Origin of the sequence: Streptomyces sp. P6-2-1, assembly GCF_050613165.1 — a bacterium.
GTDB lineage: Bacteria > Actinomycetota > Actinomycetes > Streptomycetales > Streptomycetaceae > Streptomyces.
Window position 1 is genome coordinate 5,567,321 of the sequence record NZ_CP192513.1, and the last position, 12,416, is coordinate 5,579,736.

The window sequence follows — 12,416 nt, forward strand, 5'->3', positions numbered from 1 at the left end:
CGTGCTCCCTGCGCGCGCGGGCCTCGCGGCCGGGCGGGTCTCCGGCCGCGTAGGTTTCCGGCTGCGTGGGTTCCCCGCCGGGTGGGTTCCCCATCGGCGGGGAACCCGCCGCGTGCTTGCGATTCGACCGGGACGCCGCACCGGGGAAGGTCCGGTGCCGCGTCGCGCTCGTGTGCCTGCCTTGTTGTCCGCCTGGTGCGGTCGTCCCCGCGACCCGCAGCGTCCGCGGGGGAGCGATCCCGCACCCTTGGCGCCCGCTCTTTGGCCGCCTCTTTGTAGTACCAGCAGGTCAGCCCGCCACCCGTCAGTGTCCCCTTTCGCGTGTCCCTCCTCTTCCCGGGCGTAACCACGCCCGTTCTCGCGCGTTGTGCGCGTCGTGACAAGTGCAGCCCACAGCCCGCAGGCTCAACCGGTTTTCGAAGCGATGCTGGATGGTTGGACGCGCCAGCAACGGGCGGGCTCCCTGCCGTCGTACACCGTCCAGTCCCGACTCGACCTCGTCTATCGCTTCGCGGTCTACACCGACCGCTATCCCTGGGAGTGGGAACCGGGGCAGGCGGACGCCTTCCTCGACCACCTGCTCTCTGCCCACCTCCGCTCCGCCCAGCGTCCCATCGGACTCTCCACCATCAGCACGTACCGGCTCGCGCTGCGGCTCTTCCTGGAGTACGTGACCGACCCCCGGCACGCGTGGCTGCGGGAGTGCCAGGAGAAGTTCGGTCGTGTGCCCGTACCGATTCCGCCGGAGTGAGAGCGTCGGCTCACCAGCGGCATAGGGACGACCACGGAGCGGGACCAAAGGACCCCGGGAGGAGAAGAGTCGGCGAGCCGGCTCCTCCCGGGGTGCACGAGACCATGTCCACGGCGAAGGTTTCAACGTCCGCGGTGGTGCAGCGGGCCTCGTGAGAGCAATCCTGCCAGTGAGAAATCCGCCGAAACGGTCCTGCGCTCGAATCCTCCTTCGAACGGGTGATAGGCCAGAGGGGGAGGCAACGGGGGGAGCGGCATGGCGCGTCCTTGATCGCCTTACAGGTACTGGGAGCGCTCCCGCACCGCGCGCTGGCGCGGCCCGCAAGGAGGGCTGCGGTGGCCGGGCGAGCGCGGCGGCGTGGTCACCCGGTTCCGGCGGGGCCCTGCCCTCGTGCGACATCCTTCCTCGGCGGGCCGGCCCCCCGCCGGATCAGCCGGCTTCGGGCTTGCCGCGCAGTCGTTCCAGGAAGTCGGGCAGCTCGGTGTCGTACCCCCGCACTGTCGGCACGTACCCCCACGTGCCCTCGTCCCCTCGCTGGAACTCGGCCACCACCGCGCCGGTGGCGCCCGCCAGGCCCGCGAAGTCGACCGTCCCCAACTCGTCGTAACCCTCGCGCAGCCGCAGGCCGGGCTGGTGGACGTCGGCGAAGGTGCGGTGTCCGCCGTTCTGCTGGATCACCACGCCGACGGCCACCCTGCCGTACGCCTCGGAGAGCCGGTTCAGCTCCAGGACCATGATTTCGTCGAAACCCAGGCCCTGGCCCGTACGGCTGTCGCGGTTGAGGGTGATGGTGCCGTCCGGAGCACGGTGATCGAAGTAAACGGCGTAGGCCGGCGTGCCGTGCGGGTCGTCCAGGGTGAATACCGCCGCGACGAGATCCAGGTCCATGTCGGGTGCACCGGGCGGGCTCGGATCCCATTTGAGAGCGACCTCGACTTTCGCGAGACCCTTGCTCAAGCTCTCCATTGGGCTTTCCCTTCGCTTGGGACGCATCGTGCGACCGCGTGACTGACGTCTTGTCAGGCAGGCGGCATATCATGCTCGTTCTTCATGGTGGCACGGGAACCGAACGAGTGTCGGAGCCGTGGTGCAGGATGACCGGTACCCGTCCCGCCGCCGTACGATGGCGCGGTGCTGTTCAAGTGGATTCGCTGCGAGGTCGCCGACCGGAGCCGGTTCGATCGAGGTCAGCGGCGATGGGCGGAACTCGCCGACGTACGAGGATTCAGGGGACAGGCGGGAGGGTGGAGTCGCGAAGAACCGGGGCAGGCTCACATCTTCGGTTTCTGGGAGAGCAGGGCCTTCTACGACTCCTTCATGGCCCGTACCCACGACCGGCTCGCCGCCGCCCAGGCGGGCAGTTGCACGGACGTGCGCACCACGCTCTTCGACCACCGCTTCGACGTGAAGACGGGATTCGAGCCGCTCTTCCACGACGTGGATCTCGTCCGGATCGCCCACACCCGCGTACGCTCCGAGCGCGTCGAGCACTTCACCCTTGCGCAGCGCCGCATCTGGAACCCGGCGATGGCCGGCTCGCCCGGGATGGTCCGCGGCTTCTTCGCGGAGGCTCCCGGCAGCGAATTCCTCGTGCTCTCCATGTGGCAGTCCACTGCCGAACGAGGCAAATACCGGCCAGAAGGCCTGCACCGGCTTTCGGCGCGGGCCGAGGCGGAGGAAGACGTCCTCAGTCTGGACGGCGCCGTAGTCGAACTGGAACCTTCCTGGACCGTCTGACCCGGCCCGCGTCCTCGCCCGCATCCCGGAGCGCCGCGACAGCCGCCGCCCCGGGCGGCCGCCGCAGCTGCTGCTCCGGATGGAGCCCGCCCCGCCGCACCTCCCTGTGGACCGCGTCCTAGGCTGGAGGACATGGCACGACCACGACGCATCGTTCTGGTCCGGCACGGTGAATCCGACGGCAACGCCGACGACAGCGTGTACGAGCGCGAGCCCGACCACGCCCTGTGTCTGACTGCGGCCGGGCGCGCCCAGGCCCTTGCTGCGGGGGACAGGCTGCGCACGCTCTTCGGCGACGAACGCGTCAGCGTTTATGTCTCCCCGTACCGCAGGACCCACGAGACCTTGCGGCTCTTCCACCTCGACCCCGACCGCGTCCGGGTCCGCGAGGAGCCGCGGCTGCGGGAGCAGGACTGGGGAAATTGGCAGGACCGTGACGACGTGCGTCTCCAGAAGGCATACCGCGACGCCTACGGGCACTTCTTCTACCGCTTCGCGCAGGGTGAATCCGGCGCGGACGTGTACGACAGGGTCGGCGCTTTTCTGGAGAGTCTCTTCCGTAGTTTCGAGGCCCCGGACCACCCCCCGAACGTGCTCCTTGTCACCCACGGGCTGACCATGCGGCTTTTCTGCATGCGCTGGTTCCACTGGACGGTGGCCGAATTCGAGTCGCTCTCCAACCCGGATAACGGCGAGACGCGTTGTCTCGAACTCGGCCCGGACGGTCGCTATCACCTGGACCGTCCCTTCGCTCAATGGCGCGAGCCGGAGCCGTACGGCGTGACCAGCTGAACCTCGCGGAACCATGCGTGCCGTTGGACAAGAGGAATCCTTTTCTCAGTCGGCGTACGTGCCGTCGCTGGATAGAGTGATGCGGCCATGACCGCCGAACAGACCTCTTCTCCCGATTCCTCCTCCACCCCCGCACGTCTCGCCCGCGCCCGCGCGAGCCTCGCCGGGCTCCGCGTCGGCGATGCACTCGGCTCGCAGTTCTTCGTGCCACGGAACCGTCCCCACCTCACAACAGGACAGCTGCCTCCAGGCCGCTGGCAGTGGACGGACGATACCGAGATGGCCAGTTCGGTCGTGACCGTTCTGGCTACCGACGGGCGGATCGACGAGGACGTTCTCGCCCACTCCTTCGCCCACCACCACGATTTCGACCGCGGCTACGGCCCCGGCGTCAACCGGCTCCTCCGCCTCGTGCGTGAAGGGGGTGACTGGAAAGAACTCTCCGCCGGGCTCTTCCAGGGGCAAGGGTCCTGGGGCAACGGCGCTGCCATGCGCGTCGCCCCGCTCGGAGCCTGGTACGCCGACGACCCCAAGGAAGCCGCACGTCAGGCCGTCCTCTCGGCACGTCCCACGCATCGGCACCCCGAGGGCATCGCCGGGGCGGTGGCCGTTTCCGTGACGGCCGCCCTCGTCGCGGCCGCGGGACCGACCTCGCCGGAGCCCGGCGCGCTGCTCGATTCCGTCCTCGCGCTTGTACCGCGCGGCGCCGTGGAACTCGGACTCCGACGCGCCGCCTCGATGCTCGACTACGACGACGTCGCCACGGTCGCCGCTGTCCTGGGCTGCGGGCGCCGTACGACGGCCCAGGACACGGTGCCCTTCACCATCTGGTCCGCTGCTCGCTCGCTCGGCGACTTCGAGCGAGCCTTCTGGACGACCGCCCGTGCGGGCGGCGATATCGACACGACCTGCGCCATCGTCGGCGGGATCGTCGCGGCGAGCCCCGCGGGCGCGCCGCCGCCCGCCTGGCGCGAGCGGACCGAATCCCTCCCGGCCTGGGCCGAACTCGCCCACGAAAATGACGCCGAACGGCCTTCGGCGCCAGGCCCAGGTCTCCGGTAGGTCTCATTACGGCAGCAGAGGGGAGCCGGGGTGTCGCACCGGATGAAGGGCGCGTACGCTGTCACCCGCTATGCCGTACGAAGCACCCACCCACAGCGTTGAGCGCTCGCTCCGTGCCACGACTGGAGCCAAGGTCGTGGCAGGCATCGACGAAGTGGGACGTGGGGCCTGGGCCGGGCCTGTCTCGGTCTGCGCCGCGGTCACCGGGTTGCGGCGACCACCCGAGGGGCTGACCGACTCCAAACTCCTCACTCCCAAACGACGTGCCGCTCTCGTCGTGGAGCTGGAGCAATGGGTCACCGCTCACTCCCTCGGTCACGCCTCGCCGGAGGAGATCGACGAGCTCGGTATGACGGCCGCCCTGCGGCTCGCCGCCATACGGGCGCTCGACGGACTCCCGGTACGTCCCGACTGGGTGATTCTCGACGGCAACCACGACTACCTCGGAGCACCGTGGAACGTCCGCACGGTGATCAAGGGGGACCAGTCCTGCGTGTCGGTCGCTGCGGCGTCCGTCCTCGCCAAGGTCGCCCGTGACCGCCTGATGGCCGAACTCGGGGCTCAACACGAAGACTTCGCCTTCGCCGCCAACGCCGGATACCCTTCGCCGGCGCACAAGACGGCCCTGGCGGAACGGGGTCCGACCCCGTACCACCGGCTTTCCTGGTCGTACCTCGACGCGATGCCCCAATGGCGGCATCTGAAGAAGGTGCGCGCCCGGACGGACGGGAGCCCTGCGGCGATCGAAGGACAGCTCGGTTTCGACTTCTGATTCTCCGATCGCCCGTACGGGCAGCATCGCCGGGACGGACCCCGGCGACCAGCCCACCAGTCATGTCATGCCTCTCAGTCCCGAGGAGCCTCAGATTCCCGAGAGTGCCCAGGGTCCCCGCGCGACTCCGGCCGCAGGCCGCAGCGCCCAGACCCCCCGCCCCGTACCCGGCCCGCGTCCTGTGGCGCCGCCTCGCCCCGGTCGTCCGGGGCCCCCGCGCCCGGCTCCCGCCCAGCGCGAGAAGCAGCCGAAGCCACAGGCTCCGGTCGCCACGCAGATCCAGCTCATTCCCGCCCCTGCCGACGGCGCGCTCGACGCCGCGGAAGAGGCCGTCGACCTGCTCCTCGACTCGGGCCGCGCGCCCGGCGAGGTCCTGGTGCTGACCACCGGCGAAGCCCACCCGTGGACCACCCACGAGCTGTCCTTCGGCGAGGCCGCCTACTGGGCCCAGCACGAGGCCGGTGACGACGTCTTCTATGCCGACCTCGCGCACGCGGCTCGTCTCGCCTCGCGCCCGGTCGTCGTGGTGGCTCTCAACGGTGGCACGGACAGCGCCGTCGCCACGATCCTGCCCCTCGCCCGCGAGCGCGCGAACACCCTGCTGATCGTCTGCGGTGACCCGCAACGCGTCAACGCGGTGCTGGGCGCGGGCGTCTGACCGACACCGCCCCCGCCCGGCCGGCACCGGCCGGGCGGAGCGGAGCCGATCACCGGTGCCGCCGGGTCGGCCGCAAGGCCCGTCCGCATGCCTTGCGGGCGAAGGGCGTGCCGAGGTCAGCGCACGGCGGTACGCGGCCACTGCTCCCGCGGCGTGTCGATCGGCCGCGACAGGAGTCCAGCGGCCCGTTCCGTCAGCGACTCCGCACGCGGCGAGCGCTGTTCCGGCAGCTCCGTACCCGGCGCGAAGCGCTCCGCGCGGTGGGCACGTTGTTCCGACAGGGGTCCCAACTGCCCCGGCAGTGATGAGACCTTGTCCGTCCGGGGCACGAACAGGGTGGTACGGGAGCCGAGCTGGGGATGACGACCCCCGCGTCCCTCGCCGAGGACCTGCCAACCCGCGCCGGTGAGCGTCACGTACGCTCCGCAGCGCAGGCCGTGCAACGTGCAGGCGTCGCGCAGGCCCCACATCCAGGCCCCGTCCTCCACCGTCCAGCGGGACTCGCCCTCGCGGCAGTGCAGCAGCACCGCCGTGCGCACCGGCGTTCTCCGGCGCAGGTCGTGGGGGATGATCCTGCGCAACTGGGCCAGCAGCGCGTTGCGAAAGACCCAGCCGTCGGACTCGCCCGGGCGGCGCGTGAAGGACGCGCTCGCCCGTAGACGTTCGTCCGGATCGAGGACCCCCACCACTACGGTCCCGGCCGCCGGGTGATGGCGTTCGTAGAGTCCGGTCACGACCTCCCGCGGGTTGCCGAGCAGCGGGACGTTCGCGGTGGACCACTCCTGCGCACCGACCACACGCGGTGGCGAGCCGGTCGGCTCGGCGGGCAGGGACGGCACCGGCACCAGGGGCGAGGGGGCAGTGGACGGGGGCGGTGGCGTCTTCCTCGACGCGGCGGACGGAGCGAATCCGAAGGTCACGGTCCTCCCTTCGGCTACGCGCCCGCACTGCGGGCGGGATCGGGACGTGGGAGAGCGCACCACCTAACGGCAGTACCGGAGCCGGAATCGCCGTACGGGGAGCGACTTCAATTCTCGTACGAGGAGAGAGCTGCGGCAACGAGCATTCGCCAAGCCGGCCCCATATCTGACGATGCATTCCCTATTTCCCTCCTCGCTGTCCATCTCCTCAACTCCTTGCCGTCCGCGATGCGGTACGCGCCCGACGACCGGTGGATGGACTGGCCATCCACTTTCCTGAGGTCGGTCGTCGCTCCTCAGCGGCCCGCTTCCCGGGCTCTCAGCCCTGGACTCCGAGCACCAACGGCAGCACCTCCTCCGCGCCCGCGTCCTTGAGCAGGCCTGCCGCCACGGCGATCGTCCAGCCCGTGTCCGCGAAGTCGTCCACGAGGAGGACGGGGCCGGGGTGCCCTTTCAGCGCCTCGGCGAGCGAGGCGGGTACGGCGAGGGTTCCCCGCAGTGAGAGAAGTCGCTGCGCGCTGTTCCCCCGGTGCGCGCGCCGCGGCTCGCTGTCCTCGTGCAGGACCAGCCCGCCGAGAAACGGCAGTTGACCGATCCGGGCGACACGCTCGCCGAGCGAGTCCACCAATTCGGGGTGAGTCCGCGAAGGAAGCGTGACCACTCCGACCGGCCGCGTGAGCGCGTTCTCCTCGCCCGAGGCCCAGCCGGCGGGGCCCTTGGCCCAGTCGGCGAGGAGCGTCACCACCGCCTGAAGCACGTCGTCGGGCACCGGCCCGTCAGGTGCGTCGGGGCCGAGCAGCGGACGGAGCCTGCTGCCCCAGCCGATGTCCGACAGCCGGCCCAGAGCCCGTCCGGTCTCGGCCTGCTGGGAGGCCGGAATACGCCCCTTGAGCGTCACGCCGACGGCGCTCAGGCCCGTCGGCCACATACGGCGTGGCTCCACGTCGACCCCGGGGCGTTCCAGCTCACCGTGTGCCGAGGTGAGGGCGACCGGGGACACCTCCGTGCCGAAGCGTGACCCCGCGCAGTTGTCGCAACGGCCGCAGGGCACGGCCGCCTCGTCGTCGAGCGCACGACGCAGGAACTCCATCCGGCATCCGGTGCTCGTCACGTAATCCCGCATCGCCTGCTGCTCGACCGCGCGCTGCCCGGCCACCCAGGCGTACCGCTCCGCGTCGTAGGCCCACGGCTGCCCAGTGGCGGTCCAGCCACCCTTCTCCTTGCGGACCGCCCCGTCGACGTCGAGGACCTTCAGCATGGCCTCCAGCCGGGTACGCCTCAGGTCGACGAGCGGTTCGAGTGCCTGGGTGGACATCGGGCGGGAGGAACCGGCGAGGACGTCCAGGGTGCGCCGTACCTGCTCCTCCGGAGGAAACGCGAGGGAGGAAAAGTACTTCCAGATCGCCTCGTCCTCCTTGCCCGGCAGCAGCAGCACCTCGGCGTGCTCCACCCCGCGGCCCGCACGGCCCACTTGCTGGTAGTAGGCGATGGGCGACGAAGGTGCGCCGAGGTGGACCACGAAGCCGAGGTCAGGCTTGTCGAAGCCCATGCCGAGTGCGGACGTCGCCACGAGCGCCTTCACGCGGTTGGCGAGGAGGGCCTGCTCCGCCTCCAGCCGGTCCGCGTTCTCCGTGCGACCGGTGTACGAGATCACGTCGTGGCCGCGCTGACGCAGGTACGCCGCTACTTCGTCGGCCGTGGCGACAGTCAGGGTGTAGATGATTCCCGAGCCCGGAAGCTCGTCGAGGTGATCCGCGAGCCACGCGAGGCGGTGGGCGGCATCGGGCAGGCGGAGTACGCCGAGGCTGAGGCTCTCGCGGTCGAGCGGACCGCGCAGCACGAGAGCACCGTCCCCGTCACCGCCGGTGCCGAGCTGCTCCGCGACGTCCGCGGTTACTCGGGCGTTCGCCGTCGCGGTGGTGGCCAGCACGGGCACTCCGGCCGGCAACTCGGCGAGCATGGTGCGCAGCCGCCGGTAGTCCGGGCGGAAGTCGTGTCCCCAGTCCGAGATGCAGTGCGCCTCGTCCACCACGAGCAGCCCTGTCGCTGCCGTGAGACTCGGCAGGACCTCGTCGCGGAACACCGGATGATTGAGGCGCTCCGGGCTCACGAGAAGTACATCGACCTCTCCGGCTCGGATCTCCTCCTGGACCGTGTCCCACTCCTCGCGATTCGCCGAATTGATCGTGCGGGCCTTGATTCCCGCGGCGGCGGCCGCCTCCACCTGGTTGCGCATGAGAGCCAGCAGCGGGGAGACGATGACGGTCGGACCGCCGCCGCGTCGCCGGATGAGCGCCGTGGCCACGAAGTACACGGCGGACTTCCCCCAGCCCGTGCGCTGCACGACCAGGGCCCTGCGGTGGTGCACGACCAGCGCTTCGATGGCCTGCCACTGGTCCTCGCGCAGCCGTGCTCGCCCGGTGGGGTCCCCCACCAGCTGGGCGAGGATTTCGTCGGCACTGGTCCGCAGGTCTTCGTCGTTCATGCCCCCATGCAACCTGATCGGAGCGACAACCGGCGAACGAGGGCCTCGCGGGCTGTGGATAACTCCCTCATCTGGAGATCATCGGATGAACGAACGCGAGAGTATTGAGAAAATCCGATAAAGAGCGTGTGCGACAAAACTCAATACGAGTGGTTATCCACAGGCGGGCGAGCCAGAGTTTTGCTTTTCCGTGCAGAGTGCTCTCCATGACGCATCGCAACGACGCATCCGACCCGTCCGCCGTCCCTTCCGCCCCGCAATCCGCCGTGCCTTCCCCCGAGCAGCCCGCGACTCCGTCCGCCGAACCGGCGACCGGTCTCGAAGCGCGGGACGTATCCCCGCCGCAGCCCCTCGCTTCGCTGCGGGATCAGCCCTCCGAACCGACTCGGGAGCAGGCGCAGGACACAGCCCACGACCGCACCACTCGTCCGCACCGGCAGCCCACCGAGGAGCCGCCGTCCGTTTCCGCAACCGACTCGCCCCCCTCTGGACCCGCGCCGGATCACCCCGCAGTCGCCCAGGAGCCGGACGCCGTCGTCCCCACCCAGCGCACAGGCGGGGGCTCTCCGGCGTCGCCGCCCGAGGAGCCCAGGGTTCCCGGGCAGCGACGCTCACCCGAGGGCGACCCCTCGCACCACCGGGACGAACACAGCCCGTTCGGGGCCCCCGACACAGGACCCTCCGCGTCCTTGCCCGACGTGGAGTCCTTCGAGGAGAGGCTTGCGGGAAGCCAGACGATCTCACTGAAGTCCCTCGCGGATCTCGCCGACTCCCTCCCCTACCTTCTGGGCTACGCCCCCGGCAACAGCGTCGTCCTGCTCGCGCTGCACGGAGTACGAGGCCGGCTGGGGCGTCGCACGGCGGTGCGCATCCCCGATGACCCGGCGCAGTGGCCGCACGCCGCCGAGCGAGTGGCCACGATGCTGCTCGATTCCCCCGCGGACGGCCCCGGCCGGGGCGATGCCCGCCACTCGCGAAAGCGGCGTGGCAACTCTTGGCCGGACGGCGTCATCGCCTTCTTGTTCCAGGAGCCGGAGGAGGCCAAGCCCGGTGCCGTGCCGCCTCCGGGAGCCGCAGAGGTGCGCGAGGGCCTGCGTCCCCTGGCCCAGCACATCCGCGTGGCCTGCGGCCGTTTCGATGTCCCGGTCGTCGAGGCGCTGTGCCTCTCCAACGGGCGCTCCTGGTCCTACGTGACCCCGTTGGAGGAGCAGGAGCAGGCGGGCGCCGCCCTGCTGCCCGCCGGAAGCTCTGTCCTCGCCGCGACCTCCGTCTACGAGGGGACGCCGATCCCGCTCCCCGCCGCGAAGCTGGAGGGCCGGTTGCTGCCCTGGCGCACGGCTGCCGCGCACGCCCAGGAGCGGGTTCTCGACCTGGTCGCTCTCGATCTCCTGCCGCAGATCCTCAGCAGCAGGGAGAACGTGCTCATGATCCGGCGGGGGACCATCGGGCTGCTGGACAACGTGCTGACGCGTTTCGCCACGGCGTCCGTCCCCTCGGATCCGCTCGAAGCCGACCTCGCGGATGACGAGGCGCTCACCCACGAGGAAGCCGCACGGCTCGTCATCGGTCTCCAGGACAGGGAGGCCAGGGACGAGGCGGCGAGTTTCTTCGTCTTCCCCGACGCCGCGCGTCGTTTGTGGCGGGCTCTCGCACGCAGGTGTGTGCTCTCGTACGAGGAACACGCGGCCGCTCCGCTCTCCCTCGTCGGCTGGACGGCCTGGTCGCTGGGCGACGAGAGTGAGGCACGTTTGGCTCTGCACCTCGCCCTTGCCGTCGACCCGCACTACACCTTCGCGGCGCTTTTGGACCAGGCGTTCGACGACGGAATCGAACCGGAAGAGATCAAGCGCAAGTTGGGCGGGTGTACGGCACGCCCCGCCGTGCGCCGTACGTCCGCCGGTCCTGCTTCGGCGTGCAAAGGCTCGGCCACCGACGGTGTGGGGCGCGTACCGGGGAGCCAGGGGAAGACTGGAGCGCCCCAAAGGGCGGAGGAGTCACCGGAGAGTGGCCCCGGCAGGGAGAGCACTCAAGGGAGGGCAGGCGGCGGACGCCGCCGCAGGGGTGCCACCGCTCGCCCGGCGACACGACGGCGCGACGCCAGGCGTCCTGGTGAAGCCGTGCCGGGGCGTCCCGGGGGCAAAGCCGTGAAGGGGAAGCAAGGTACGGGCAAGGAGGCGTACACGCGAGCCCGGCGGCGACTCACGGTGACGCCGCCCGGATGTGAGCGGACGGCCCCTGGGGAGCCGCAGCAGCAGGAACGGGAGGCGGGGCGGGCCGGGGCGAGTGACCGCCGTGCCGCGGTCGACCGTCCGCCGCTGAACGGGCGAGACCATCAGGACCTCCAGCAAGCGGACCAGCGGCACGTGGATTTCCGGTCCTCTGACCAGCGGCGCCCCGATCCCCAGGCCTCGGATGCCCTGACACGGCCCAGGGAGGAGGAGCGGCCGGAGGCGAACCGCGAGGAGCCCACAGGCAAGGCCGAACCCTCGCTGACGAGCAGCGCGCCGTGCCCTGAACTTCCTGGCCAGGATGCGCCCGTACAGGGCTCGGGGGCGGAAGTGCACGACGGACACGTGCCCGGTATGGAGCGCGGCCGCGAGGTGCCGACGCCCGACGGGGAGCGGGACAGCCGCCACGCGTTGGCGTCCGGTGGGGAGCGGGACGGCCGCGAGGCGCCTTTCCGTGGCTCGGGCCGGGGCAGTCAGGAGGCCCCGGCGTCTGGATCACGACGTGGCGGTGACAACGCACGGGTGGCCGATTCGGAGTTGGCCGATAGCGACGTGCCCGCGCGCCGGACCGAGTCCGGTCAGGAGGCGTCGTCGCCCCGCCCGCGTCCCGGTCGTGACCAGGCGCCTTCGACCGGCGAGGAATAGCGGCGAACCCCTGAGACGTGAGGAGGAGGGACCCGACGCATGCGGAGGATTTCCCCGCACGGGATGAAGGCAGGGCCGACCGCGGCAGCGCCGGGGACGGACGGCTGGAGGAATGTCGGGGGAAGTCGTCCTGCGCCCGTGACCCGTACCCCCCTTCGGGCGTTCATTCGGTGGCGGAGTCGTTCGGCCCCTGCGTACCGCCCCGCCCCCTCCCCTCGATCGGCACGCGGAAGAAGCCCCCTGATGTCCTTGACCGCACCACGACCCGGTGGTCGCGAGTACCGATCCGCCCCGGGAAGACCGGCTCCCGCGCCCGGCCCGCGCGGCGGCGGGGGGCGGGCTCCGGCGGAACCTCCGGCGACGCAC

Annotated in this window: 10 protein-coding genes; 7 read left to right on the forward strand and 3 right to left on the reverse strand. The window is 70.7% G+C overall.

Annotated elements, in window-relative coordinates:
• Positions 1-424: 424 nt before the first annotated feature.
• Positions 425-751, forward strand: coding sequence for an integrase (locus ACQYWQ_RS23665; RefSeq protein ID WP_164290434.1), 327 nt, complete (start codon positions 425-427; stop codon positions 749-751).
• Positions 752-1,180: 429 nt separating this feature from the next.
• On the opposite strand, the gene ACQYWQ_RS23670 is transcribed toward ACQYWQ_RS23665, so the two are convergent.
• Positions 1,181-1,717, reverse strand: coding sequence for a TerD family protein (locus ACQYWQ_RS23670; protein WP_431037284.1), 537 nt, complete (start codon positions 1,715-1,717; stop codon positions 1,181-1,183).
• Positions 1,718-1,882: 165 nt separating this feature from the next.
• On the opposite strand from ACQYWQ_RS23670, the gene ACQYWQ_RS23675 reads away from it, so the two are divergent.
• The 5 genes from ACQYWQ_RS23675 to ACQYWQ_RS23695 all read left to right on the forward strand — a co-directional run bounded on the left by ACQYWQ_RS23675 (position 1,883) and on the right by ACQYWQ_RS23695 (position 5,772).
• Positions 1,883-2,488 carry a YdbC family protein gene (locus ACQYWQ_RS23675; protein WP_431037285.1) on the forward strand — a complete coding sequence of 202 codons (606 nt, stop codon included), beginning with the start codon at positions 1,883-1,885 and terminating at the stop codon, positions 2,486-2,488.
• 132 nt (positions 2,489-2,620) lie between these two features.
• Positions 2,621-3,280 carry a histidine phosphatase family protein gene (locus ACQYWQ_RS23680; protein ID WP_431037286.1) on the forward strand — a complete coding sequence of 220 codons (660 nt, stop codon included), beginning with the start codon at positions 2,621-2,623 and terminating at the stop codon, positions 3,278-3,280.
• Between the two features lie 87 nt (positions 3,281-3,367).
• Positions 3,368-4,342, forward strand: coding sequence for an ADP-ribosylglycohydrolase family protein (locus ACQYWQ_RS23685; protein WP_431037288.1), 975 nt, complete (start codon positions 3,368-3,370; stop codon positions 4,340-4,342).
• Between the two features lie 70 nt (positions 4,343-4,412).
• Entirely contained in the window at positions 4,413-5,114 is a 702-nt protein-coding gene (locus ACQYWQ_RS23690; protein ID WP_431037289.1) for a ribonuclease HII, read from the forward strand.
• Positions 5,115-5,181: 67 nt separating this feature from the next.
• Complete coding sequence (locus ACQYWQ_RS23695) at positions 5,182-5,772, forward strand: hypothetical protein (RefSeq protein ID WP_431037290.1); 591 nt, start codon at positions 5,182-5,184, stop codon at positions 5,770-5,772.
• A 116-nt stretch (positions 5,773-5,888) separates the two neighbouring features.
• On the opposite strand, the gene ACQYWQ_RS23700 is transcribed toward ACQYWQ_RS23695, so the two are convergent.
• A complete protein-coding gene (locus ACQYWQ_RS23700) occupies positions 5,889-6,611 on the reverse strand; it encodes a hypothetical protein (RefSeq protein WP_431039316.1) in 723 nt (240 codons plus the stop codon).
• A gap of 400 nt (positions 6,612-7,011) precedes the next feature.
• The gene (locus tag ACQYWQ_RS23705; protein WP_431037291.1) at positions 7,012-9,177 is read right to left on the reverse strand and encodes a RecQ family ATP-dependent DNA helicase; all 2,166 of its coding nucleotides are present in this window, start codon (positions 9,175-9,177) and stop codon (positions 7,012-7,014) included.
• 698 nt (positions 9,178-9,875) lie between these two features.
• Here ACQYWQ_RS23705 and ACQYWQ_RS23710 point away from each other — a divergent pair.
• Positions 9,876-12,050 carry a DUF4192 family protein gene (locus ACQYWQ_RS23710; protein ID WP_431039317.1) on the forward strand — a complete coding sequence of 725 codons (2,175 nt, stop codon included), beginning with the start codon at positions 9,876-9,878 and terminating at the stop codon, positions 12,048-12,050.
• The last annotated feature ends 366 nt before the right edge of the window (positions 12,051-12,416 follow it).